This window comes from Streptomyces sp. NPDC046977 (genome assembly GCF_040644455.1).
GTDB lineage: Bacteria > Actinomycetota > Actinomycetes > Streptomycetales > Streptomycetaceae > Actinacidiphila.
In genome coordinates this window covers 123,135-149,162 of the sequence record NZ_JBEYWO010000001.1, presented here as the reverse complement: position 1 = coordinate 149,162, position 26,028 = coordinate 123,135, and the positions used below count along the sequence as shown (strand labels likewise).

The window sequence follows — 26,028 nt, the reverse complement described above, 5'->3', positions numbered from 1 at the left end:
CTCACGTCGTCATCCGGCGTCCGGCGTCAACTGGGCCTGCACCAACGGCCCGTACCGCGCGACGAGGTCGTCGGTGCCGGACTCCCGCATCGCCGGACCCCGCGCGATGCCGTACATGACGCCGAAACCGAGCAGCACGGCCAGCGCGAGCTCCGCGCGCAGCCCGGCATCGGGGCCGGTCAGCCGCTGGGCGAGCCGATCAATCACCTGTGCGTGGAAGTTGGCGCGCAGGACGTCCCCGGAGTCCCCGTGGAGCGGTGCGAACGCGATCCGCAGCACGGGGTCGGTGCCGTCGTGGCGCTGGGTCTCCAGCACATGGCGCACCATGTGGTGGCCCAGCCGGTCCAGCGGCGCGCCCAGGAGGGCGTCGGCGTCGCTCTCGAAGGACAGCACCCGGGCGAACAGGGCCTCCTTGCTGCCGAAGTACTTCAGGACCAACGGCGGGCTGACGCCCGCCCGTTCGGCGACCGCCTTCAAGGTGATGTCGGCGTGCGGCTGGCGGGCCAGGAACCAGCGCACGGCCCGCAGGATCGCGGCCCTCGTCGCCTCCGCGTCGCGGCGCCCGCCCGCACCGGCGTCGGCACCGGTGTCGTGGGCGCTCACGCGTCCTCCAGGGTCGTGTTCGGCGCCTGCTCCGCCGTCCCGGCGCTCTTGCGGGCCCCGCGCGCCGCGCGGTCGCCGGGGATCGACAGCGCGGCGGCGATCGCCACGACCGCGACGAAGCCGGCCATGGCGAACGCGACCTGGTAACCCGCGAGTGTCGGCACGGGGACCCCCGCGACGGGGCTGGTGTGGTGGACGAGCACCGCGGCCACCGCCGCGCTGGAGGCGGCCTGGCCGATGGTGCGCATGAGGACGTTGACGCCGTTGGCGGAGGCGCTCTGCTCTGCGGGCACGGCCCGCAGGATCAGGGTGGGCAGCGCCGAGTAGGCGAGCGTGGTGCCGCTGGAGATCACGGTGGCCCCGACCAGGATCACCCACAGGTCGCGGCTGTCCGCGACGCGTATCACGTAGCCGAAGGCGATGACGGCCGCGCCGAGGGCCAGCGTGATCCGCGGACCGCGGGCGGCGGATATGCGGGCCGAGACCGGCGACAGCAGCAGCATGGTGAGGCCCGCGGGCAGCAGGCACAGACCGGTCTCGAAGACGGTCAGGCCGAGGCCGTACCCGGTGGCCTTGGGCGCCTGCACCAGTTGCGCGGTGACGAGCGAGTTGGCGTAGAAGGCGAAGCCGGTGAGCATCGCCGCGACATGGGAGAGCCCGACCCGGGCACCGGAGGCGAGGCGCAGGTCGACCAGCGGCTGCGCGGTGCGCAGTTGGTGCAGCCACCACAGCACGAGGACGGCCACCGCGGCGGCGAACAGGCCGACGATCCGGCCGCTGCCCCACCCCCACTGCCCGCCCTGGGACACCCCGAGCAGCAGGCAGATCAGCCCGGCGGCCAGCCCCAGTGCCCCGACGACGTCGAACCGGCCGCGCATGCGCCCCGGGGCGTCGGCGACCGCCCACCAGACACCGGCCACACCCAGCGCGCCCAGGGCGCTGGTGAGCCAGAACATGGTGTGCCAGTCCGCGTACTGCACGACCAGGGCGGCCAGCGGCAGGCCGAGCGCGGCGCCGATGCCGACCGTGGAGCTCATCATCGCCACCGCGGAACCGCGCCGCTCGGGCGGCAGTTCGTCGCGCAGCACGCTGATCGACAGCGGGACGACGGCGGCCGCGGCGCCCTGCAGGGCCCGGGCCGCGATGAGGACCCAGATCTGCGAGGACAGGGCGCACATCACCGAGCCGAGCGTCATCAGGGCCAGGGCCCCGGTCAGCACGCGGCGCTTGCCGTACATGTCGCCGGCGCGGCCGAGCACCGGGGTGAGCACGGCGCCGGACAGCAGGGTGGCGGTGACCATCCAGGAGACGGTGCCCGCCGAGGAGTGGGTGAGCCGCGGCAGGTCCGGCAGCAGCGGGACGACCACGGTCTGCATGACGGCCATGAGGATGCCGCCGAAGGCCAGCACCGGCACGGTCAGCCGCTTGCGCAGGCCGCCCGGCACGGGCCCGGTCCTGGTCGTGTCGGGAACCGGGGCGGGCTGGACCATGACGTCTCCAGACGAGGCAGCGGATCGGTGAATCGCCATTCACCTTATCGAGTGAATGGCCATTCACCAATCCCGCGCCCGGGCTCACGACGGGACGGCGGTCACCCGGTCCCAGAACCAGTACAGGCTGACGACCACGATCGGCGCGGTCAGCGCGGGCAGGACCCAGCGGTGCGCGGGGGTCCTGCGCACGAGCACCAGCAGCGGGAACACCACGGCGATGACGCCCAGTTGGACCGCCTCGATGCCGACGTTGAAGCTGAGCAGGGACAGCAGCAGTTCCCAGGACCAGCTCTCGTCGATGCCGAGCGCCCCCGCGAAACCGAGACCGTGCACCAGGCCGAAGAGGAAGACCACCGGCAGCCGCCAGCGCCCGGTGCCCTCGCGGTCCCGCAGAAAAATGCCCGCGCACGCCATGACGGCGATCGAGGCGGCGATGACCGGTTCGACGACCGCCGCCGGCACGGTGACGACGCCCATGGCCGCCAGCAGGAAGGTGACGCTGTGCGCGGCGGTGAAGGCGGTCGCCGCGAGCAGCACGTCGCGCAGGCCGCGGGCGCCGATGAGCAGCGACAGCAGGAAGAGGATGTGGTCCAGGCCGAACAGCAGGTGTTCCATGCCGAGCAGGAAGAAGTCCGCGATCTGGCGGGACTGGTGGTGTCCCCCGGTCGTCAGGGTCGGCTCGGCGGCGGTGAGCACCTGGGAGCCGCGCTGCCCGTCGAGGTCGTAGTGGACGATCGTCTCCGTGCTGTGGACGAAGCTCTCGGCGTCGGGGAACAGGGCGCTGGAGACCGTGTAGCTGCCGCCCGCGCCGCCGGGGCAGTCGTAGGCCAGGGTGAGGACGGCGAACGGGCGGCTGCCGCGGGTGTGGACGCGGGCGTCCCCGGCCGGCCGGGGCGTACAGGCGGCGCTGGCGTGGGCGAGGGCGAAGCGACCGGTGACGTACGCGTTCACGGCTTGGGCGTTGGCCTTGAGCTGGCGCAGCTGCTCGGCGCGGTCCTTCGCCCCGTACGCCTCCTCGTACAGCCAGGCCGACTTCATCAGCAGGTCGTACTCGAGGTCGAGTTCCGCCCGGACAGCGGTGCCGGTGCCCGTCACCTCGACGTACGCGGTCGTGGTCGCGTCGTGCGCGGCGGCCGGGGCGGGGCGGGCGAGGCCGGCGGCGAGCAGGGTCAGGAGCGCCGCGACGACGGTGAGGAGCGCGGCGGGCAGGCGCGGAGCGGCGGAACGCATGGGGATCCCGGTTCTCGTGGTCGAAGGGGGTGGAAGCGGCGCGCCCGCCGCCCCGGACCGGGTGGGGTCCGGGACGGCGGGCGGTCAGCCGGTCAGCACGTCACCCGCGGGACGCGGACGGGCCGAACCACGGGTACGCGGAGTCCTCCGGCCCCCACGAACCGGCCCTGCCCTTGGCGTCCTTGGTCACGAACACGGCCGGCTCGGAGCCGGTGACACCGCCGCCGGTGGAACGCGCCGTGACGATCCACGCGTGGGTCGTGTCCGGCTCCAGGTCCCGCCAGGTCACCGAGGCGACCCCGCCGGAGGCGGCCTTGGCCTCGCCGATGACGCTCACGGGGTTGTAGAGCGCCAGCGAGTCGGTCCTGAAGGTCGTCTTGCGGCTGCTGAGGTCGATCGGCAGCACCATGTTGTCCTCGGTGCCGTCGTACCGGTGGTCCGTGTCGTACTCGGTCGCGCCGAACTCGTCGAGCAGCGGCGAGTAGGTGTCGACGGTCAGCTGGGAGCGCCTGACGTCGAACTGGAGCATCCGGAAGAAGCTCGCGCCGAACTGGAGCTGGTCGTCGGGCTTGTAGCCGCCGATCTCGGTGAGGCCCAGCCGGTCCGCGGACACCGTGTAGAACTGGTAGTCCGCCAGCAGCTCGACCACGTCGTGCGCGACCTCGCCGACCCGGGGCTTGATGTTGGTGCCGACGCCGTGCTCGTGACCGGCGAGGATCAGGAACACGTTCGGGTTGTCCTGGACCACGGTCTTGTAGAGCATCGAGCCGTCGGGCGCGGAGAACGGGGCGCCGCGTCCGTTGGCGTTGCTGCTCGGCGCGAGGTAGTCGTGCGAGAGCAGGATGCCGTTGCGGTCGGGGAAGCGCTTGAAGACCGAGTCGGCCCATTCGGCCTCCTCGCGCGTCACGCCGTAGGACAGGCCGACCACGACGAAGTCGAGGCCGCCGGCGGAGAACAGGTCGTAGTGGTTCTGGTTGTCGCCCGCGCGCCAGGGGCCGCCGTACTCGGCGTGCTCCCAGCCCTTGGACAGCGCCTGGTAGCGGTCGGGGCCGTAGTACTTGTTGTAGATGGCGCCCGGGCCGTTCTCGGTGCCCGACTGGTTGTCGTGGTTGCCCGCGATGACGCCGTTGGGCACGCCGGCGTCGTCCAGGATCTTCTGCTGCTTCGAGGACACCTCCAGCTCGCCGGTGACCTGGCGCTGCGTTGCCTCGTCGGCGGGCTTGCGGATGTTGTTCTCGATGAGGTCGCCGGTGTGCGCGACGTAGGCGATCTTGCGCTTGTCCTTGTTGTCGGCGATCCAGCGCGAGACGTCGCCGTACGCCTTCTCCCAGACCGCGCGCTCCTCGGCCGTCTCCTGCTCGACCGCGCCCTCGGAGAGGTACTGCGTGTCGGTGTAGTGGACGATCGAGAAGTCGTAGGAGTCGGGGTCGGCGAAGGTGTTCGGGTCGCCGGCGTCGATGTCGTCGGCGAACGGGTCCTCACCGGTCACCATGACGTGCACCTTGGTGCCGTCGACATACTTCCGGTCGACAACGGCGGTCAGCACGGTGTCGCCCTTGACGGCGCCGCGGGCGCTGGTCAGGACGTCCCACTTCTCCGTCGCGGAGTTCCACACGCGCAGCGCCGCGAGCCGCTCGGGGTCGATGGTCCCCTCCCAGCGCAGCACGGGCGCGTCGACGAGGTCCTTGGCCCGGACGTCGAACCGCTGGTAGGTGACGGCGTCACCGGCCGGCGCGTCGATCGTCGCGCCGTCGGCGGGCTCGATGCCGGTGGCCTTCAGCTTCTGCTCGCCGTCGACCTTGAGCGTGGTGGGGACGGCGGGGGCGGTGCCCTGGTAGACGTGGTCGGGCGTGACGATCTCGGTCTCGGAGAACGTCGCCGTCACCTCGCCGCCGTCGGGCTCGGCGACCTTCGCCGACAGTTGGACGCTGCCGCCCGCGTCGGTCGTACCGGACGCCGGGGAGAGGCCGGTCGGGACGTCGGGGATGCCCGCGGAGGTGAACCGCACCTCGCGGCTCGCGCTGTTGCCGACGCCGTCGGTGGCGGACACCGCCAGCGTGTGCTCACCGGCGGACAGGCCGGGGCCCACCGCCGCACCAAGCTGGACCGGCTTGCCGTCGAGGGTGGCGACCGGCCCGGTCACGACGGCGGAGAGGTCCTTCAGCCGGACGTCGAGGACGACCGAGGAAGTGATTCGCTGCCCTGCCGCCGGGACGCTGGAGGCGATCTCGGGCGCGGAGTTGTCGGTGACCAGGACGCGGGTGGCGGTCCTGCCGGTCTTCGACGTCGCGGCCAGGGTGTGCGTGCCGTCGGCGATCTTGGCGGTGTCGAGGTCGGCGCGCAGGCCCTGGGCGGGGCCGTCGACGAAGAACTCGAGGTCGATCTCGGTCAGCGGGTTGACGTTGTCGCCGCAGTTGCCGTCGCCCAGGCTGTACGAGCCCTTGAGCATGCGGCCGGTGGCCGTGCCGCTCGCCGGGGTGAGGGTGATGTCGGAGACGGCGAAGTCGTCGCGGTTGTCGCCGCAGGACGTCGGAAACGTGCCGGTGACGAAGTCGATCGTGTTCCAGCCGGGGACCAGCCACTCGTTGGGGAGCGCCAGGTTCACGCGCTGGCTGACGAAGTCGCCGTCGAGCACGTGCTTTTGACCGTTCACCAGCAGGTGGTTCTGGTAGCGGGCCTCGATCGAGTTGGTGCCCACGGTGAAGCCGAGCGTCGCGTTGCCGGAGCCGAGGGTCGGCTCGGCGTGCACGGCCGGGGCGTCGATCGTCCAGTGCAGGTCCGCCTCGCGCAGGCGGGTGGCGCTGTTGCCGCAACTGCCGTCGCCCATGGCGTAGGAGTCGGCGATGCCGTGGCCGGTGACGGTGCCGCCGTCGAGGGTCAGTGCGAGCCCGGAGATGTCGAAGTCGTCGCGGTTGTTGCCGCAGGTCTCCTTGTACGCGCTGGTGACCACGGTGATCGTGTTGTCGCCGGGGACCAGGAAGCGCGCCGGGACCGCGATGTCGACCCGCTGGCTCACCCAGGTGCCGCCGAGGTCGATGCGCTTGCCGTTGACGAGCAGGAAGTTGTCGTACCTGTCGTCGATCGAGTTCGACCCGACGTCGAAGGAGAACGTCGCCGCGCCATTGCCGAGGTGCGCGGCGGTGGCGGGCACCTTGCCGTCCACGGTCAGCGCCGCGGTGTCGCCGGCCGCGCCCGCGGGGAAGTTCGCGAAGACCGGCTGGAGGCCCTTGACCAGCGTGCCGTCCGTGGGCAGCAGCTTGGGGGCGCCCGCCGGGGCGTTGTTGACCGTCACGGTGTTCTTGACGGACTCGCCCGAGACCGTCCGCGCGCCGATGACGTGCTCGCCGTTGGACAGCCCGGTGGTGTCGACGTCGGCGGACAGGCCGGTGGTGGCCTGCGGGTCGCCCAGGACGAAGAAGCTCAGCTTCGCCTTCGTCAGCAGCGTGGTGTTGCTGCCGCAGCTGCCGTCGCCGAAGGAGTACGTGTACTCGTTCTCCTCGCCGTCCGCGACCTCGCCGAGCAGGTCGAGGCCGATGTCGGAGAGCACGAAGTCGTCGAAGTTGGTGCCGCACGAGCTGTCGACCGTGCCGGCGAAGAACTCGACGGTGTTCTCGCCCTTGTGCAGGCGGTCGTTGGGGATCTCGATGGTGCCGCGCTGGTTGACGAAGTCGCCGATGTCGGCGCGGTAGTCGCCGTTGACCAGGATGTGGTTGTGGTAGCGGGCCTCGGTGGAGTTCGACCCGACGTCGAAGCTCAGCCGGGACACGCCGATCGTCGGCTCGGCGTCGATGCCCTTGCCGTCGACGGTGATCCTGCGGATGGAGTCACCGGCGGCCGTGGGCGTGGCCACGAGCTTCCGGGTGCCCTCCAGGTACGTGCCGTCGCCGGGTGTGAGGGTCGGCCGGCTCGGGGCGTCGGCCGACGCGCTGCGCTCCGGCGCGGAGTCGGCGGCGTAGGCCGCCGTCAGGTTCCCGCTCACAAGCAGCAGCGAGGCGAGCGCCGCCCCGAGCAGCCGCCGGCCACCTGATCCCCCGGATCCGCCATGTGGCGCTCTGCGCCACTGTGTTGGCCGCTTCACGAACTGCCCCTCCCGATCGATGCAAGGTAAAGGGCACGTCGGGAAAGACCCACGACATGCCCATGGCGGATCCTGGGCGGCACAGATGAACGGGGTTAAAGCAAAAGTAAACAAGCAGCGGAATGGTCGACTCGGGGCGGGCGGGGGGCGGCGGTCCAAAGCAGGTCGTTCGCAGGCTCCTTGAGGCACCGATCGACACCCCATAAGGTCCCATTGACGATAAGTCCTCGGCGTGCGAGGCTGACGCGACATCAGGACCGCGGCCCGTCCTGCGTGTACCACCCGACGACCTGGAGGACACCCATGGCGCACGCCCCCTCAAGCGACTCCCACCTGGGCGCGCGGGTCTTGGACCGGGCCGCAGGGGTGCTGCTCGGCGCGGCTGTCGGCGACGCGCTGGGCGTGCCCTACGAGTTCAAGCCGACGCTGAGCGAGGACCAGCAGCCGCAGATGATCGGCGGCGGCCTGGGACCGTACGAGCCCGGCGAATACTCCGACGACACCCAGATGCAGGTGTGCATCGCCCAGGTGGCGGCGACCGGCGCGGACCTGCGGACCCCCGAGGCCCTGGACGCGATCGCCGCCAACTTCCAGGGCTGGCTGAGCGAGGGCGCCAGCGACGTCGGCAACCAGACCAGCCTGATCCTGAGCACCGCCGCCCGCGCCCCCGGGACCCCGGGCACCGCGATGCGCGACGCCGCCCGGGAGTACACCGCCGGCAACCTCCGCAGCGCGGGGAACGGCTCGTTGATGCGGACCGGGATCGTCGCCCTCGCCCACCTCGGCGACCCCGCCGCGATGGCCGAGGCCGCCGTCGCCGTCAGCGCGCTCACCCATCCCGACTCCGACTGCGCCGACGCCTGCGTGCTGTGGTGCTCCGGCATCCGCACGGCGGTGCTGCACGGCACGTTCGACGGCGTACGCGAGGGCCTGGCCCTGCTCCCCGCCGACCGCCGGGCGACGTGGGCCGAGCGCCTGGACGAGGCCGAGGCCAACCCGCCGCACCACTTCACCAACAACGGATGGGTCGTCCACGCCCTCCAGGCCGCCTGGTCGGCCGTCACCCGCACTACGGTGCCCGAACTGAGGCCCGCCGAGGGCAGCTTCCCCGCCCAGCACCTGCAACGGGCGCTGGAGGCGGCGGTACGGGCAGGCACGGACACCGACACCGTCGCGGCGATCGCGGGCGCCCTGCTCGGCGCGCGCTGGGGCTGCTCCGGCGTCCCGCTGGAGTGGCAGCAGGCCGTCAACGGGTGGCCGGGCCTGACCGCGCCCGATCTGGTGCGGCTGGCAGTGCTCACCGCGCGCGGCGGGGCGGACGACAAGCTCGGCTGGCCCTCGTCGCCGCACCTGCCGCCCGGCGACCACAGCAGCTTCGCCATACCCCACCCCCACGACCCCGGAGTGATCCTGGGCAACCTGGCCCTGGCCCAGGGCACCGAGCCGGTGGCCGTCGACGCCGTGGTCTCGCTGTGCCGCGTGGGCACGGCCCCGCTGCTGCCCGGAACGGGCACCGACATCGAGCAGGTCCGTGTGTGGCTGGTGGACAGCCAGGGATCGAACGCCAACCTCCACTACGCCGTGGACCAGGCCGCCCGCGAGGTCCTGCGCCTGCGCCAGGAGGGCAAGCGGGTCCTGCTCCACTGCTTCGCCGGGCAGAGCCGCACCCCGGCCGTCGCCGCCGTCTACAGCCACCTGGCTCACGGAACCGACGCGGATACCGCACTGCGGGACCTGCGCACGGCACTCACCGGCGGCTGGCACCTCCACGCCCACCCCGAACTCCAGGCCGCGGTCCACGAACTGACCACCGGGACCGCCGGCCCGACAGGGACGAGTGGCAGGACCGAAGGCGGCGACGGCCCCCGGCCGACCGGGTCCGCCGCCACCGGGAGGACACGGACGTTGGGCATCGAGTGGATCGTCCACCCCGAGGATGTCACCCCCGAGCAGTCGCAGGCCGTCCTGGATGATCAGGAGGCCCGCCGGCAGCGGGTCCTGGAGGAGCGCGGGCCGGACCGGTCGGACGGTGTCACTGCCGATCTGAGGTCCGTGGAGCCGCACCCGGGCCGTGACGCGGAGCGGGAGCGGCGGCGGGGGTTGCTCACGTCGAAGGAGTCGGTGTCCCGGGTACGCGGACTGCTGCTCGGTCTCGCGGTGGGCGACACGGTGGGCCGTGCAGGGAGCAAGCTGCCGGCCGATGGCCCGTTGCGGGCGGGCGTCAGCACCCAACTGGCGTGCTTCACCGTCGAGGGCACGATCCGCGCACTGGTCCGCGGCGACCACAAGGGCATCTGTCACCCGCCGTCGGTGGTCTGGCACGCCTACGGCAGGTGGGCCGCGCTGCAAGGTCTGGAGGCCGAGCGACGGGGGTCGGGCGAAGGGGGTTGGCCTGACGGCTGGCTCGCCCACGTTCCCGTCCTGGCGGAACGACGCGGCTCGGCACCGGCGACCGTGGCCGCCCTCGCCAAGATCGAGCAGGGCGGCGTGAAGCGGCCGACGACGAACAGCCGCGGCTGCCACGCGCTGACCCGTACCCTCCCCCTCGCGGTGCTCGACGCGGCGGAAGGCTCCGAACGGGCGGCCCAGTGGGCCCGCGAGATCGCCGCCCTCACCCACGGCGACCCGGCCGCGCACTCCGCGGCGGCCCACGCGGTGGTACTGGCCGGGCACTGCCTGACGGGCGGGCAGGTGCGAGAGGCCTTGAGTGATGGCCTCCAGGCGCTCCGCGGGGACGAGCACGGCCCGGCGGGCAAGGAACTCGACACGCTCGAGGCGGCACTTCGGGAGGCCGTCGCCCACCGGGGCGACGCCAAGCGCCTCGCGCAGCTCGCACCCGACGCCACCGCCCCCTCGGCCCTGCTCGGCGGTGTCTACGTCGCCGCCTCCTTCCCCCGGCGCGAGCAGGTGGGTGAAGCGTTGCGCTTCGCCGCCGGGGCCCCGGACGGCGACTCCGTCGCCTGCGTAGCCGGCGCGCTGCTCGGCGCGGCGCACGGTGTGGAGGCCCTGCCCGTCGACCTGGTCAGCCGCCACGAACTGGCCTGGGTCCTGGACACATTGGCCCGCGACCTCCTCGCCCAGCTCACCGACGCACCCAGCGGCGGCGAGTACACCGGGGGCTGGGACGAGCACTGGTTGAGCCGCTACCCCGGCTGGTGAACGGGCACCGGGCCCGCGGGGTGCTGTCGGAGACGCTGACGAGATGTCCGGCCACCGCCTGGCCCGGCGCACCGCCCGGCCGTCGCGGGCGGCAGGTCTGCATGACGTGGATGCGCGCGCACGGCCCCGACGTCACCCGGCCGAGTTCAGCAATGTTCAACGTACCTGGTGGGCGTCGAGGCTGGTGACGGCGTAAACACACGCACCGGTCTCGCGCTTGCTGGTCAGCTGCAGTAGCCGCGAGGACGTGTGCAAGGGCCTTCATCCGCTGCCGCCTACGCCGGCGCTTCAACCCCCAAGACGGAAACTACGGAGACGCCTGCCGGGTGGTGTCCGCCAGAACCGACGGCGGCGCGACGATCATCTGCCGGGCGCGTTGTCGGCACGTGGGCCGTGTGCATCGCGGCTGGAACCCGATGGATCGATGACAACGCCGGGGTTGAGGATTCCGGCCGGGTCGAGGACCGTCTTGCCGGCCTGCAGGGCGGCGGCGAACAGGTCGGGGCGCTGGCGGTCGTACCACGGGCGGTGGTCGCGCCCCACCGCGTGATGATGGGTGATGGTCGCCCCGCAGCTGATCAGCGCCTCGGAGACCGCCTGCTTGATCTCGTCCCACTGCTCGACCGTCCTGCCCCACTTCCCTGCGGCGTAGACACCGAAGTACGGGGCCGGACCATCGGGGTACACGTGGGTGAAGCGGCAGGTCACGACGCCTTCTGCGCCGACGTGGCGCATGGCGTCCTGGGCAGCGGCGTCGACGGCGGCGTGCAGGGTGTCGAACCGGTCCCATGTGCAGGCCGTCTCGAACGTCTCCACGATCATGCCCTGAGCGGCGAGAGCGTCCCGTTGGTAGGGCATGCGCAAGAAGGAGTTGCGCCAGGTGTCGGCGGCCCCGGTCCGTGCGTCCTGCTCCGCGGTGTCGGCGTAGCGCGGTTCCTCGGCCAGGGTGCCGCCGTGGTCCCTGCACAGGTCCAGCGCGCGTTCCATCGAGCCGTTGACGGGGTGGTCGGCGGATTCGAAGCCGAGTACCAGGACGGCTGTCGGGGCGGCGGCGTTGATGAACGCCTCCATGGGGTCCAGGAGGCGGCAGTTGGCGGGGTTCAGGCCGGACTGCGACAGGGCGCGCACCGCGCGCACGCCCGCGTCGTGGTCGGCGAAGCCCACCGAGGCTCCCGCACGCCACCGCGGCCGGTCCTGGAGGCGGACCCAGGCTTGGGTGATGACGCCGAGCGCTCCCTCCGAGCCGAGGAACATCCGGTCGGGGGACGGTCCGGCTCCCGAGCCCGGGAGACGGCGGGACTCGATGACCCCGCTGGGAGCGATGACCCGCATCGATTCGGTGAGGTCGTCGATGTGGGTGAGGTTCGTTGCGAAGTGGCCGCCGGCGCGGGTGGCCAGCCAGCCGCCGAGGGTGGAGAACTCGAACGACTGGGGGAAGAACCTCAAGCTGTAGCCGTGGGGCCGCAACTGGTCCTCCAGGTGCGGGCCGAGGACCCCGGCCTGGACGAGCGCGGCCCGGCTGGTGCGGTCGATCTCCAGGACCTGGTCCATCGCGCCCATGTCCAAACTGACCACCCCGGCGTAGGCGTCACCCACCCTCGGTTCGACGCCTCCCACCACCGAGGAACCACCGCCGAACGGAATGGCCGCGATGTTGGCGCCACTGCACCAGTCCAGGAGATCGACGACCTGTGCCTCGGATGTCGGGCGCACCACGAGGTCGGGCACATGGGCCAGGCGCCCCAGCAGCGCTCTCACGACATCGCGGAACGCCTGCCCGTGGCTATGTGCGAGCCGGTCGCGTACATCGGCGGACGCGATCGACGCCAGAGCCGGCGGCGCCTGGACGCGGCTCGCCCGCACTTCGAACGATTCGATCGGCGGGGCCTCGTGCACCGTCAGGTCGGCGCCCGGCAGCATCTCCGCGGTGCGCCGGGTGATCTCCGCACGCTCCGCGCCCGTCACCGCGTCCTCGACGTTTCCCCATCCCCACCACGACCGCGTCTTGCTGCCCAATGCCGCACCCCCGATCTGAACGCCGGGTAAATTACCCGTCGGTCACTTTCGCATAGGATGGGACCATGGACAAGCAGGAGAAAGCCGTCCGCACGGCCGGGACAAAGGGGATGCCCCGCGCCGACCGGGAGAGGCTGATCCTGGACGCGGCGGCACACGAGTTCGGCGCCAAGGGCTACACAGGCGGGTCGACCGCCGCGGTGGCAGCGCGTGCCGGAATCAGCAAGCCCATGATCTACGAGTACTTCGGTTCCAAGGACGGCCTCTACCTGACGTGCCTGGAGTACGCCGGATCCCGCCTCGTTGAAGCCGTCGCTGCGGCGCAGGAGGGTCCGTCCGACATCACGCGTGCCGCGCGCACTCTCGAGGCCATCTTCCGGAGGCTGGAGCCCCGTGTCGACGACTGGGCTCTCGTCTATGACACGACGCTGCCGGCCGACGGGCCCCTCCATGCGGCGGCTGCCGTCTACCGACAGGAGCTGAACCGCCTCGGAGCGGTCGGCGTAGCCGAGTTCCTCGGCTCCTCGGAGGCGGGCGAGGCGCTCGACACCGACCTCGCCACGCACCTGTGGTACGGAACCGTGAGCGCCGCGGTCGCCTGGTGGCGCCACCACCCCGAGCAGAGCGCCGACGACATGACGGCACGCTTCGAACGGATCTTCGCGGTGCTGTATCCTCAGACTGCCGCACCGGCCACGGCGGGCCGACCTTGAAGAACCGAAAATCGCCCGCCCGGCCGAGCTGAAAAACGGGCCGCGGAACCGCGCCGCTGATGTCCACCGGAATCAGCCCGAGCGGGTCCGTCCGGACGGACCCGGCGCCACGCGCGGCGCAAGCTTCCCGCCGCCGTCACATCGGGTCGGGGCACCCACCCGGATGCGGCACGTGCACGGCGACCGCGCACCGGAGTACCCGCCCACGCCGACGGCGCTCGGCGCTCGGCGCTCGGCGCTCGGCGCTCGGCGCTCGGCGCTCGGCACGAGTCTTTGCGCGGTCACACGTCACCAGGACGGCGCAGCGCGGCATGGGCGTCCCTCGCAGAACGAAGCCCCCGGCGCGGAGGGGGATCGCGGGCCGGGCCTGACCGCGGACCGCCGTCCCGGGACGGGTATCCCCTGAGCGGCAAACACCCTGAATAGGTAGATTCCGCCTCGGGTGCCCGGACCGCGGACGCCCGCACAGGCATCGACCGCGAGACCCACGTCCGGCCCGCGCAGGCCGCCGCTGACGAACGGGGAGACCGACCATGGCCACTGACTCACCCATGCAGCTCGGCATGATCGGGCTCGGCCGGATGGGCGCGAATCTCGTGCGCCGGCTGATGCGCGACGGCCATCGGTGCGTCGTGCACGACCTCAGTCGCAATGCCGTGCTGGAACTGGAGAAGGAGGGCGCGACGGGCGCCGGCTCCCTCCAGGAGTTCGTGGAGAAGCTGGAAACGCCGCGCAACGTCTGGCTGATGCTGCCCGCCGGGGTGGTGCAGCCGACGCTCGACGAACTCGCGCCTCTGCTGGAGCCCGGCGACACCGTCATCGACGGCGGCAACTCGTACTACCGCGACGACATGGCCCGCGCCAAGCAGCTCGCCCCGCGGCGGATCCACTACGTGGACTGCGGCACCTCCGGCGGTGTCTGGGGGCTCGAACGCGGCTACTGCCTGATGATCGGCGGTGAGGACGAGCCCGTGGAGCGGCTGGGCCCGATCTTCCGCACCATCGCCCCCGGCCGCGGCAACGCCGAGCCCACACCGGGCAGGACCAGGTCCGACGGGACCGCGCCGGAGGGCTATCTGCACTGCGGGCCGAGCGGCTCCGGGCACTTCGTGAAGATGGTCCACAACGGGGTCGAGTACGGGATGATGGCCGCCATCGCCGAGGGCCTGAGCATCATCCGGCACGCGGACGCGGGCCTCGGCCACCGGACGGTCGACGCGGAGACCGCGCCGCTGCGCGAGCCAGAGGCGTACCCGTACGAGATCGACGTGGCCGAGGTCGCCGAGGTGTGGCGCCGAGGCTCTGTGGTCGGGTCCTGGCTGGTCGACCTCGTCGCCGACGCGCTGGCCCGCTCGCCGCAACTGGACTCCTTCACCGGCCGGGTCTCGGACTCCGGCGAGGGCCGCTGGACGGTCCAGGCGGCGATCGACGAGAGCGTCCCGGCCCCGGTCATCAGCGCCGCGCTCGCCGAGCGGTACGCGTCGCGCGGACTGGGCGAGTTCGGCGACAAGGTGCTGTCCGCGATGCGCGGCGAGTTCGGCGGCCACGTCGAGAAGACCGGGTGAGGGCGCGATGACCCGCCACTCCCCCTCGCCGAGTCATGGCCCGGTGCCCGACGACCACGTGGTGGTGCTGTTCGGTGCGACCGGAGACCTCGCCCGCCGCAAGCTGCTGCCCGGACTGTTCCACCTGGCCAAGGCGGGGCTGCTGCCTGCCCGTTACCGGATCGTCGGCTCGGCTCCGGCCAAGAGCACGCTGAGCAACGAGGACTTCCGCAAGCACGCGCGGGATGCGGTCGCGGAGTTCGGCCGGTCCAAGCCCGAGGGCAAGGCGTGGCAGGAGTTCGAGTCCACGCTCTCCTTCGGCGCGTGCGACCCTGGAGCCGCCGGGCCGCTGCTCGCGGCCGTGCAGGAGGCCGAGAAGGCCATCGGGGGCAGCCCGCGGCGCCTGTTCCACCTGGCGGTGCCGCCGAGCGCGTTCGTCTCCGTGGTGGAGACGCTCGGGGCGAGCGGGCTGGCCGAGAACGCCCGGATCATCGTGGAGAAGCCCTTCGGTACGGACCTCGCTTCTGCGCGAGCGCTGAACGCGTCGATCCACGCGGTCTTCGACGAGTCGCGGGTGTTCCGCATCGACCACTTCCTCGGCAAGGAGTCGGTCGACAACATCCTCGCCCTCCGCTTCGCCAACGGCCTCTTCGAGCCCATCTGGAACCGCGACCACATCAGCCATGTGCAGATCGACGTGCCGGAGAGCATCAGCATCGAGGGCCGCGCGCAGTTCTTCGAGGGCACGGGCACCTTCCGGGACATGATCGTCACGCACCTGTTCCAGCTCCTGGGATTCGTCGCGATGGAGCCGCCCACGGCGCTCGAGGCGCACTCCATGCGGGACGAGAAGGAGAAGGTCTTCCAGTCGCTCAAGCCGGTCGACCCGGCCCATGTCGTCCGCGGGCAGTACGAGGGATACCGCTCCGAGCCCGGCGTGGACCCGAAGTCCGACACGGAGACGTTCATCGCGCTGCGCGTCGGAATCGACAACTGGCGCTGGGCCGGGGTGCCGTTCTACCTGCGCTCGGGCAAGTCGCTGGGCGAGGCGCGGCACGTGGTGACGCTCGGCTTCCGGGAACCGGCCCTGCGCATGTTCCCGCTGGCCGCGCGGGCGGGCGCCGGCGTCCGGAGCAACGAGTTGATGATCGACTTCGACGACCCCGGCCGCATCACGGCCTGCTTCCTGGCGAAGGACCCCGGCCCCGCGATGCGCCTGCGCGAGGCGGAGATGGTCTTCAGCTATGCCGAGTCCTTCGACTCGATGCACGCGCTGGAGGGCTACGAACGCCTGATTCTGGACGCGATGCTGGGCGACCAGTCGCTGTTCACGCGTTCCGACGGCATCGAGCGCCTGTGGGAGGCAGCGGCCCCGCTCCTGGAGAACCCGCCACCGGTGGAGCCGTACGCGCCCGGTTCATGGGGCCCGGAGCCGGGCGTCCGCAAGCTGATCGCGCCGCACCACTGGAGCCTGCCGCGCCGCACGTGACTATCGGGCGGCCGGCCTGGCCGCATGGGGGACCGCTGTTCCCCGGGCCGCCCGGTGCGGTCATGTTCTAATCTCCGGATGACAAAGATCGAATCAGAGCTGATACGACGTTGGGTGGATGGCTGGACTGTTGCCCGCTCCCTGCCCGAGGCCGAGCCGGTCGAGCCTGCCGGGGACGGCCTGCGGTCCACATGCGACCAACCCGGCCGCGAGGTCGAGGTGTTCGCACTGCGTGCGGACGAGGAACCCGAGTCCGTGGCACGACTGGCGGCAGCAGTCGCCGCCGCGCGGCAGATCACCTGGCTCACGGTGCCCACGCTGCGCCCGGCCACAGTCGAGGCCGTCGTGGGCGCCGCCGGACTGGGGTTGCTCCACCGGTCCGAGTGGTTCATGACGACCGACCTGACCGAGCACCCGCGGCACGCTGCCCTCGCGCCGTACGAGCGCGACGTACGCACGGAGGGATCCGTCACGGTCGTCTCCCTCCGTGGCCCCTCAGGAGAGGTGGCGGCGCACGGATCCATCGCCGTGGTCGGTGGTGATGCGATCGCCGATCGCATCGAGACCGACCCCGGGCACCGCCGACGCGACCTGGGCCGCGCCATCATGAGCGCTCTGGCGGATTCCGCCGTCTCCCACGGTGCCCGTACCGGTCTGCTCATCGCCAGCGAGGAAGGCCAGCGCCTCTACTCCTCCCTCGGCTGGCACCACGCAGCCGACGTCCTGATCGCCCGCGGGCCGGTGGCTCCCTCCGGGCAGCGCCGGAGCTTGCCGTAGTCGTGGGTCCGCGAGTGCGTGCGCTCGGCGAAGGGCGAGGACGTGCCTTCCGATCCGTCGACCGGGCCCATCGACGCGCCGTACCCCGGTATGAAGGACGCCGGCAGGTTCACCACCCAGGCCACCGGCACGCCCGTCAGTCCGTCAAGGGCGCCGTCAGGTTCCCGATCCGCGTGACCGCCCAGCGCACCATGATCACGGTGACGAAGCCGCTCGCGGCGACAGCGGTGACAATCGATTCGGCCGAGCCGGAATGCAGCGCGGTCAGGAGCGGGACGACCAGCAGGGCCACCGCCGCCAGCATCCCGGAGCCGTACCAGCCCAGGAACAGCACCGGGCCCAGGCTGCCGGCGGGAGACTGGGCCGACGACATCAGCAGGTGGTGCTTGGTCGCACCCCGGCAGGCGTTCACCAGCGACGCGCCCACCAGCGCGGGCACCAGGGCGGGCGCCAGCAGCGCGCGGGCCCCCGCGCCCTCCGCGGCCAGGACCCCGGCCGCCACCAGCGTTCCCACCAGCCCCAGCGCGACGGGCACCGCGGTGTGCCGCAGCATCAGGTCCCGATAGGGGTAGGGCGCCCATGACGCGCGCCGGGTGTCGTCGGTCTCCAGGCGGGCCGGCTCCATCAGCTGGGTCAGCGACCAGTAGCCGAAGACGAGCGCGGCCAGCGCTGCCGTCACGCCCGTGCCACCGTGCGCGGAGGCGGCCAGCACCGCACCCAGCACGGCCAGGGTCCCCAGCACCAGTGCCCGGCCCAGCCGGCCCGGAGCCCGCAGCAGCGCGAGCATGTCCCGCCACGGCACGGCCAGCTGCGCCCAGCGGGGCGCGGGCAACCGCCATCGTGCCGACCGGCTCCCGCCGGTGACCCCGGCGACCACCTGCCGCGCGGTACGGAACTCCACCGTGCGCAGCGCGGCCATCACCCCGGTCGCGGTGCGCGAACGCCGTCGTACGGCGGACAGCGCCAGCGACCCGGCGTAGCGATGGGCCGCGATCAGCGCGCCGGCCACCACGACCGCCAGTAGGACTCCCGCGACCTGGCCGCCCGGCAGCGCGGCCGGTGTGGGGGCCAGTGCGGCCAGCCCGGCCCAGCCCCAGGGCCCGGACCACAGCTCCACCCGTTCCAGTCCCGGCAGCCGGTGACCGTTGACCGCCATCACGGTCTGTGCCGCCAGCGCGAGCACGGCCATGCCGACGTAGGGAGTGGCCAGCCGGGCCCAGCGGGCCACCCGCTCGTTGCCCTCCACCGCGGTGGCCAGCGCGGTCGCCAGCAGGGGCAGACCGACGCCGCCGAGCAGGCACCAGCCGAACGCGGCCGGCAGGCCCACGCCGACCGTCAGGCCCAGCGCGATTGTGCCGATGGCCGAGACGAGCAGCCCGGCTCCGCCGGAGATCGCGGCCGCCCCCCAGAACCACGGCCGCAGCACCCGGCCGGCGTCCACCGGCTGGGCGAGCAGCCAGTCCACGGTTTCGCGCGGCGGCACGACCGGGCCGCGCCACTGGGCGTCCCAGGCGGCGACGAGCAGCCATCCCAGCCCCAGCGCGCAGGACCCGGCGGGCAGGGCGGCCAGGATCGCCGGTCCGTGACCGGAGTAGTCGGCGCCCATCGACTTCTCGAGGAACAGCCCCAGGCTCGGCAGCCCGCCCCACACCGCGAGGAGCAGCGCCACGCAGTAGACGGTGTAGCCGATCTGGCCGGCCTTCTTGCGGCGGTGCGGGGTGCGCAGGTCGCGGACGAGCCGCAGGGTCTCCCGGGTCCAGTCGTCCTCGTAGGACCAGGCCGCGGCGTGCTCGCCGGCCTCCTCCGTCTCCTCTGCGAGGGTGCTCACCGGGCACCGTCCGGGCTCTCGGCCAGCCAGGTCAGTCCGTCGGTCCCGGTGGCGAGCACCTTGTCCGGGTGGCCGTCGGCCACCACCTTGCCGTCGCTGAGGACGAGGACCTGGTCGGCGACCGCGCGGGCCAGCTCTCCGTGGTGGGTCACCAGGAGCACTCCGACGCCCTCCGCGGTCTCCTTCTTGATCAGGTCCGCCAGCTGCCGGCGCGCGCCCGGGTCCAGCCGCTGTTCCGGCTCGTCGAGGAGCAGCAGGTCGCGCGGCCGGACCATCGCGGAGGCGAGCAGCAGCGACTGGAGCTGCCCGGAGGACAGGGCCCCGGGCAGCGCGTCGGCGTGGTCGGTCAGCTTGCGCTCGGCCAGGACGTGGCCGATCCAGTCGCCGGCGTCCTCCACGCCGTGGGCCACCGCCACCAGCTGCAGGTGCTCGCGCACGGTGAGGTCGGGGTAACAGGCCGCGGTGTCGCCGACGACCGCGACCCGGGCCCGGACCGCCGGGTCGTTCTCGTTCATGGGCCTGCCGTCGAACTTCACGGTGCCGGTGCTCGGCTTGTCCCGGCCGGCCGCTATGCGCAGCAAGGTCGACTTGCCGGAGCCGTTGTGGCCGAGCAGCGCCACGCACTTCCCGGACCGGAGTCGCAGGTTCATCGTGGCCAGCGCGGTGCGCTTGCCGTAGACCCGGCTGACGCCGCTGAGTTCGAGCAGTGGTGGTGCACCCATGTCGCCGGGCCTCTCGTCAACCGCGATCGCTGTCCCCGCTTCGGCCTCGGGACGACGGCCCGGAGCGGCCCGGCCATTGTCCACGGTCCGCCTGAGAGGGGGCCACCGGCGCCGGGTGCGGCTGCGTCGCGAGCAGGGCCGGAGGCCTTGGCGCACAAGGCCTGACGCGGAATGCACGTACGCACAGAGCTTACGAAGACTTTCCTCACGCCTTAATTCACGTCTTGACAGAACACCGACAAGCTGTTGGGATCTGCTCGCGTCCCGAGGAAGGAGAGCTCCCCAGCACAGGGCGGAACCGTCCGAACCCACCCTCGCCAACAGTGGGTCACCGGACCACCGGCGCATCCCAGCAGAAAGGAAGAACATCGTGAGACGTTCCCTCATCGGGGCAGCCGCAGCTCTCACCTTGGTCGTTCTCGTCGGCACGGAGTCAGCGGCCCCGGCCGCCGTCCCCCAGCACGACTCCTCCGTGACGGGCACCTACTCCACGGGCGCCGGCCACGCGTGGCGACCCTTGCCGTCGGTGAGCCCGGGCGCGCCCGCCGACGCGACCGTGGTCGTCGACCCGAGCACCACCCGCCAGAAGTACTCGGGCATCGGCTTCTCGCTGGACGAGACGAGCGTGTCCAATCTGTGGAAGCTGACCCCTGCCGAGCGTGAGAAGGCCGTCCGGCTGCTCGTCGACCCGAAGACGGGAGCCGGACTCAACCGCTTCCGCCTGACGATCGGCAGCCCGGACCTCATCGAGCACCTGCCGTTCTGGTCCGAGGACGACCTTCCGCCCGGCGTGACCGAGGACTTCCAGCTGAAGCACTTCTCCATCCAGCGCGACATCGACCTGCACATCATCGACACCATCAAGCTGATCCAGCGCTACAACCCGAAGGCCACCTTCTTCGGGTCCGCGTGGAGCGCCCCGGCGTGGATGAAGACCAACAACCAGTTCACGGGTGAGGTCGCGCTCAAGCCCGGCAGCACGACGGACTACTACCAGGTGGGCAAGCTCCGGGACGACTGCATCGACGTCTTCGCCCGCTACTACGTCAAGTTCGTCCAGGCGTACGCCCGGCACGGGATCCGCGTCGACGCCCTGACCCTACTGAACGAGCCCGGCATGGACGTGGTGTACCCGGCGATGGACATCAGCGTCGCGCAGCAGCAGAAGCTCGCCCTCGCGATCAAGAAGGCGCTGCACAAGGCAAACCTGAACACCGGCCTGTACGTCCACGACTTCAACTTCTGGGACTGGCGCGACCCGAACAGCACGGCGACCAAGAACTACTACCGCATCTTCAACGACGCCCCGGACGGCTCCGTGACCGGCCGGCAGGTCCTGAACGCGACGGACGCCGTGGCCTTCCACCCCTACTGGGGCGACCCGACGGTGATGCGCGACGCGTTCGAGCAGACGGGCAAGCCGGTCCACATGACGGAGACCAGCGACCTGTCCGCGGCCACCATCCTGAACTACTTCCGGCTCGACGCCAGCTCGTACGTCCTGTGGGCGCAGACCACCGACCAGGACGGCGGCACGCTCCACTGGACGCCCGCCCGGGACAACAACATCGACTGGGACGAGGTCGCCGCGACCACCAAGTGGCCCGACCGCCTGGTCAAGGTGAACACGACGACCAAGGACTTCACCGTCCGCGACGAGCTCTACACCATGGGGCAGTTCGCCAAGTACCTGGCGCCCGGCGATGTCCGGCTGGAGTCGAGCACGACGGCGAACGGCGTGAGCAACGTCGTCTACCGGCACGGCGCGGACCGGTTCACGGCGGTCCTGGGCAACGCCAACAGCACGGACTCCACGGTGCGGGTGGTGCTGGCCGACAGGTCGTTCGCGGTGAAGGTCCCGGCGCGCTCGTACGCCACGTACCAGTGGAAGCAGCACGTCCCCCGGAACACCCACAACAGGGCGCCGCTGGTGGCCCCCGTACCGGACGTGGTGGCGGACCAGTACGCCACGCTGCAGGTCCCCCTCAAGGCCACCGACCGCGACGACGACCGGCTCGCCTTCTACGCGACCGACCTCCCGGACGGCATCACGGTCGACGCCGCCACGGGAGTGGTGACGGTCAACCCGACCGTGGCGGGCGAGCACGAGGTGACGGTGTACGTCACCGACGGCACGGCGCGCACGAAGGCGACCCTGCACGTGACGGTGCGCCCGCACAGCGCACCGGTAGGGGTCCGGGTCGAGGCGGAATCGTACGCGGCCCAGCACGGCTGGACATCGGGCGGCGCCAACTTCATCGAGTCCAACCCCGGGGCCAGCGGCGGCGCGAACGTCGGCTGGACGGCGGCAGGCAACTGGCTGGACTACGGGGTCGACGTCCCGAAGCCCGGCACGTACGACCTGGAACTCCGCGTCGCCACGGGCGGCGGCACTACGGTCCCGAACGCCCTCTCCTTCCGCGACGCCGCCGGCACGACGTTGGCCACGGCCTCCGTCCCGAACACGGGCGGCTGGGGTTCGTACCAGTCGGTCCACGTCCCGGTCACCCTCGCGGCGGGCGACCAGACGGTCAGGCTCTTCTGCGAAACGGGCGGCTTCAACATCGACTACTTCCGCCTGTCGTAGCACCGGCGCGGCCCGCTGTCACTCCCCGGCACGACAGGCGGGGAGTGACGGCGGGCACCGCTGAGACCGGTCAGGAACGGAGAGTTCCCATCCCATCGAAGCGCCGTGCAAGGGCAGGCTTGCCCGCACGGCACTCGGCCCGCAGTTCACCAGCCACCGGTCGAAATCCGCGATGCGGCCGATGCATTCCTCCAAAGTGCGACACACTGTCTGATCACGAAGGGGGATGTATGGGGTGGCGAGAAGGTGCAAGGGCGTTGGACGCGGGGATGCTTGAACGTCCGCTGCCACCAGACGCGGTCGTAGCGCTTGAGTCCTGGCTAGCCGGGGACGGTGCGTTCTACGCGCACGGGACCGGTACACACGCCGTTGGCTATATACCGGCTGCCTGGGCCGACATCGAAGCATGGCCGGCGTCATTGGCCGACAGGACTCAAAAACAGCGAACTCTCCTGAGCCGCGCTGAAGTGCTGATGGTGGCACGCGCCGGGTGGCAAACATCCAATTGGACGGAGACGTTCGTAGCCAGTTACATCTGGGGGCAAGGGAGCAACGGTTACGCCGCCTATCGGTTGAGTCAACTCCTTGGCCCAGCAACCGAGGAGGTACTGACGGAGGCCACCAAGGTACTCGCGAATGACGGTGCGGTGGTTGCGTACAACGCCTTGCGCGGCGCAATTTGCGGCCTTGGGCCGGCGTTCTTCACCAAGTTCCTCTATTTTGCCGGTAGCGCAATTTCCGACTTGGCTGGACCCGCTCCACTCATTCTCGACCAGCGCATTGCCCGAGTTGTGCGCGCGTACGCGACCCGCTTGGGTGGGGAGCTCGGTCTTGAGGAGCCGGCGAGGCTCGCCAAGTGGTTGTGGAGCGACGGCGGATGGACCGCCTACCGTTACAACGTCTACCTGCGATGGGCTCATGGCGCAGCAGAGCAACTCGCCTGTACGACACTGTGGTCTGAGACCCCCGACTCGTTGGAGTTGGCCCTATTCAGTGGCGTGTGGGACCCAGAACGATCGGCTCTCAAGCAGCATGAGGCAACACGACCGGAAGCGTACGAACTCGCCGCCACCCAATGTGGTGGCGACGTGCCCGGCATGTACGAGTAGAACGTCCTGATCGGCTCGTTGGAATCCAATCTCAGAGCACCAACACGAGGCCCTGTGCGGGGTACTCACTCGATTCTTCGTCAGCCCAGAGCTGGTCAGAATCCCCCTGTCACCACTCCCTGCGGCTCGCCATTGACCGTTACCGCAGGGTCGGCCTCCACCACGCGCACGGACACGTCAATAGGTGCGGGGCGTGTGTTGGCCAGCTCGGCTGCCGAGAGGTTTCTTACGTTGGACGAGGCCTCGGCGAACGGGCGGACTGTGTGCGCCAGAAGGCGAGTCAGTTCGTCGTCGAGGCCGTGCTGCAGAGGGGTGCCGTCAGGTCCGAAGGAGTCGATCTCCCGCTCCGCAAGCACGACGCCGCTCTCTGCGTGAGTGGCGGTGAAGCGCAGGATGCCACTCTCGTTGTAGCGGAACTTAATCTCGATCTTGTTCCGGCGAATGTCCTGTTCACGGGTGGGGAGATGCACCTCGATGTTGGCGAGGGGGAAGGCACGGTCGCTGTCGGCCGGGTAGCCGACCTCGCCTTCAATCACCGGCACCCGTACGGAGGAAGCGCCTGGTCTGTCCGGGTAGAACTTGGCCGAACCCTCAGCGGGGAGCGTGGCGTTGCGCCGGATGATGGTGCGGAAGCCCTTCTGCTCACCAGCGCTCACGGCCGTGCCGAGGTCGTAGCTGGTCACCAGGGAGAAGTCCCTGTGGTCGCCGAGTTCGCCGTCGAGGGAGGCCGCATAGATGGCGGCGCCCCGGGCGACAGCAGTCATCGGCCGGCACAAGCCGCTGTCGACGATGCGGTCATGGCCAAGGAGCGTGCCCAGGGCATGACGCACCTGGGGGATCTGCGAGGTGCCGCCGATCATCAGGACCGATTCGATGTCGTCCGAAGTGATGGCCAGGTCTTCCAGTGCCTGCTTAACCGGCACCAGAGCGCGGGTGATGAGCGGGGCGATCGCCTCGGTGTACTCAGCCACGGTGATCCTGACCTCGCGCTTCGAGATCGAGGGGGCCAGGCCGACCGGGAGGTCGAAGTAGAGCGCGCCGTCGATGGGCACGGAGGACAGAGCAATCTTCGTCAACTCAACCGACCGGCGCCAGCGGCGTCGTTCGACCTTGGTGAGCTGGTCCGTGTTCAGACCGATCTTCTCCTGAATCGACTGGGCCAGCGCATTGTCGAACTCCAAGCCTCCGAGGGCGGTGATGCCGCGGGAGGTCTGCTCCTCGAAAAGGCCGTCGTCGTATTCGAGGACGGTGACGTCGATGGTGCCGCCACCCCAGTCGAAGACAAGGAAACGGCCGGGGATCGGTACGTCGTGGACGTACGAGATCGCCGCCGCGGTGGGCTCATTGAGCAAAGCCCGGACCCGCACTCCTCCGAGCGCTGCCGCGGCGCGCGTGCGGTAGCGGGCACCCCCGGTGGCGTTGGCGGGGACGGTGACGACCGCGTCTGAGAGGTCGAGTAGTTGAGCGGAGACGCCTTCCTTCATACGGCTGAAGAGGGAGGCGGCCGCGACCGTACTGTGAAACTTCTCAGGGCCGATCCAGACGTGGTGCTCCTCTAGCTGGGCTGCGACCTCAAGGCCGCCGATGTCGCCGTCCTTCTCGGCACCGGAGCGGGTGCCAAGCATGCGCTTCACGGCGTCGAGCGGCTCGCTGGTGCCGGTCTTGGCTTCCCAACCGAAGCAGAGGGTGCGCTGGATGTCGCGGACCGAGAGCACCGAGGGGAAGAGCTGCTCGAACTCCGACATCTGCCACTGAGCAGGCACGTTGTCGCCGTCGACCGGCAGCACTTCGGTGCTGTGCCCGTTCCAGTGAGCCACCACGGAGTTACTGGTGCCGAAGTCGATACCGAAAGTCATCGCCGTTCACTCCAAGTCATTCCGATCCGCCGGCCAACTGCAGCGCGCAGCATCTGCCTGTAGGTCAACGCCGAGGCCGTGCCTTCTGCGCTTGACAAAACATCGGGATCTTCAGCTTGTTCCGTACCTGGACCGCTGATTCCCGCTGCAGGAACTGGTTGCTCGCCCGGGACAGCCCTCAGCCAGCCGCGTTCGACGAGCTTCCCTGACTCCCTGTCGACATAGGCCGGCACGAGGAGCTCGAAGGCCACCGGGGCCTGCACCGCGCCGGACTGATCTTCCAGGACATTGAACAGAGACAGATCACTCGCGTCGCCGACGATCTGCAGACCTGCCTTCGCCACCTCGTGATCTATGCGGGTCAGCACCATCTTCAAGGACTTCGCGTCCAGCGCCTGCCGGTGCAGGACGGCCAGCTGGGCCAGGTGCATCTGACGCATCCGGATGCTCTCCAACACTCCCTTGCGCACTGCTTCGGTGAACTGGGGCAGCACTCGACGCATCAGCTCGGCCTGAAAGGCCGATACCAGATCGGCCTCGGTCTCCATGCCGACCAGAGCTGCCCCCAACTTCTCCGCTGCCGCCTCCAGCTCCTTCTCCACCACGGGCAGGAGCGTCTCGTTGACCGACTTCAGGATCGCGGCAGCGTCCAGGGTCCCTGGGGCAACCTCGGGCAGGTGACTCTCGGCAAACCGCCAAGGAGCAACCTCGGCTGCCCTGAGCTCCCCACGATTCCGCACGCTTCCGTTGTTCGGCCCGCGTCCCCGGTGCGGCCGAGATTCGTCACGGGGGCCAGAACCACTGTCGCCCCTACCGGCTCCGTT

16 protein-coding genes are annotated in these 26,028 nt (G+C 70.8%); 7 read left to right on the top strand and 9 right to left on the bottom strand.

Annotated features, from left to right (window positions below; translation table 11 throughout):
- Positions 1-9: 9 nt before the first annotated feature.
- The 4 genes from ABZ883_RS00510 to ABZ883_RS00495 form a co-directional block, all read right to left on the bottom strand.
- A complete protein-coding gene (locus ABZ883_RS00510; protein ID WP_360899083.1) occupies positions 10-603 on the bottom strand; it encodes a TetR family transcriptional regulator in 594 nt (197 codons plus the stop codon).
- Positions 600-2,093, bottom strand: coding sequence for an MFS transporter (locus tag ABZ883_RS00505; protein ID WP_360899080.1), 1,494 nt, complete (start codon positions 2,091-2,093; stop codon positions 600-602). The genes ABZ883_RS00510 and ABZ883_RS00505 overlap by 4 nt, the downstream gene beginning before the upstream one ends.
- Positions 2,094-2,177: 84 nt before the next feature.
- On the bottom strand, positions 2,178-3,326 hold the full coding sequence (locus tag ABZ883_RS00500) for a HupE/UreJ family protein (protein WP_360899077.1): 1,149 nt from the start codon (positions 3,324-3,326) through the stop codon (positions 2,178-2,180).
- Between the two features lie 100 nt (positions 3,327-3,426).
- Positions 3,427-7,305, bottom strand: coding sequence for a metallophosphoesterase (locus tag ABZ883_RS00495; protein WP_360899074.1), 3,879 nt, complete (start codon positions 7,303-7,305; stop codon positions 3,427-3,429).
- A 402-nt stretch (positions 7,306-7,707) separates the two neighbouring features.
- Between ABZ883_RS00495 and ABZ883_RS00490 the strand changes: the two genes are divergently transcribed.
- Complete coding sequence (locus tag ABZ883_RS00490; RefSeq protein WP_360899071.1) at positions 7,708-10,563, top strand: ADP-ribosylglycohydrolase family protein; 2,856 nt, start codon at positions 7,708-7,710, stop codon at positions 10,561-10,563.
- A 360-nt stretch (positions 10,564-10,923) separates the two neighbouring features.
- On the opposite strand, the gene ABZ883_RS00485 is transcribed toward ABZ883_RS00490, so the two are convergent.
- Positions 10,924-12,579, bottom strand: coding sequence for an FAD-binding oxidoreductase (locus ABZ883_RS00485; RefSeq protein WP_360899068.1), 1,656 nt, complete (start codon positions 12,577-12,579; stop codon positions 10,924-10,926).
- 65 nt (positions 12,580-12,644) lie between these two features.
- Between ABZ883_RS00485 and ABZ883_RS00480 the strand changes: the two genes are divergently transcribed.
- The 4 genes from ABZ883_RS00480 (at position 12,645) to ABZ883_RS00465 (ending at position 17,102) form a co-directional block, all read left to right on the top strand.
- A complete protein-coding gene (locus tag ABZ883_RS00480) occupies positions 12,645-13,292 on the top strand; it encodes a TetR/AcrR family transcriptional regulator (RefSeq protein ID WP_360899065.1) in 648 nt (215 codons plus the stop codon).
- 551 nt (positions 13,293-13,843) lie between these two features.
- The gene (gnd, locus tag ABZ883_RS00475; RefSeq protein ID WP_360900175.1) at positions 13,844-14,857 is read left to right on the top strand and encodes a phosphogluconate dehydrogenase (NAD(+)-dependent, decarboxylating); all 1,014 of its coding nucleotides are present in this window, start codon (positions 13,844-13,846) and stop codon (positions 14,855-14,857) included.
- Positions 14,858-14,864: 7 nt separating this feature from the next.
- Positions 14,865-16,325: a glucose-6-phosphate dehydrogenase gene (gene zwf / locus ABZ883_RS00470; RefSeq protein WP_360899062.1), complete on the top strand. Its 1,461-nt coding sequence runs from the start codon at positions 14,865-14,867 to the stop codon at positions 16,323-16,325.
- A 78-nt stretch (positions 16,326-16,403) separates the two neighbouring features.
- Complete coding sequence (locus ABZ883_RS00465) at positions 16,404-17,102, top strand: GNAT family N-acetyltransferase (RefSeq protein WP_360899059.1); 699 nt, start codon at positions 16,404-16,406, stop codon at positions 17,100-17,102.
- Between the two features lie 136 nt (positions 17,103-17,238).
- Here the strand turns inward: ABZ883_RS00465 and ABZ883_RS00460 are convergent, their stop codons facing one another.
- Together ABZ883_RS00460 and ABZ883_RS00455 are read right to left on the bottom strand one after the other, a co-directional pair.
- A complete protein-coding gene (locus ABZ883_RS00460; protein WP_360899056.1) occupies positions 17,239-18,930 on the bottom strand; it encodes a hypothetical protein in 1,692 nt (563 codons plus the stop codon).
- Positions 18,927-19,652 carry an ABC transporter ATP-binding protein gene (locus tag ABZ883_RS00455; protein ID WP_360899053.1) on the bottom strand — a complete coding sequence of 242 codons (726 nt, stop codon included), beginning with the start codon at positions 19,650-19,652 and terminating at the stop codon, positions 18,927-18,929. The genes ABZ883_RS00460 and ABZ883_RS00455 overlap by 4 nt, the downstream gene beginning before the upstream one ends.
- Positions 19,653-20,022: 370 nt before the next feature.
- Between ABZ883_RS00455 and ABZ883_RS00450 the strand changes: the two genes are divergently transcribed.
- Both ABZ883_RS00450 and ABZ883_RS00445 read left to right on the top strand, forming a co-directional pair.
- Positions 20,023-22,239, top strand: coding sequence for a carbohydrate-binding protein (locus ABZ883_RS00450; RefSeq protein ID WP_360899050.1), 2,217 nt, complete (start codon positions 20,023-20,025; stop codon positions 22,237-22,239).
- A 257-nt stretch (positions 22,240-22,496) separates the two neighbouring features.
- Entirely contained in the window at positions 22,497-23,348 is an 852-nt protein-coding gene (locus ABZ883_RS00445) for a hypothetical protein (protein WP_360899047.1), read from the top strand.
- 95 nt (positions 23,349-23,443) lie between these two features.
- On the opposite strand, the gene ABZ883_RS00440 is transcribed toward ABZ883_RS00445, so the two are convergent.
- Entirely contained in the window at positions 23,444-25,204 is a 1,761-nt protein-coding gene (locus ABZ883_RS00440) for an Hsp70 family protein (protein WP_360899044.1), read from the bottom strand.
- The gene (locus tag ABZ883_RS00435) at positions 25,201-25,809 is read right to left on the bottom strand and encodes a hypothetical protein (RefSeq protein WP_360899041.1); all 609 of its coding nucleotides are present in this window, start codon (positions 25,807-25,809) and stop codon (positions 25,201-25,203) included. The genes ABZ883_RS00440 and ABZ883_RS00435 overlap by 4 nt, the downstream gene beginning before the upstream one ends.
- Between the last annotated feature and the right edge of the window lie 219 nt (positions 25,810-26,028).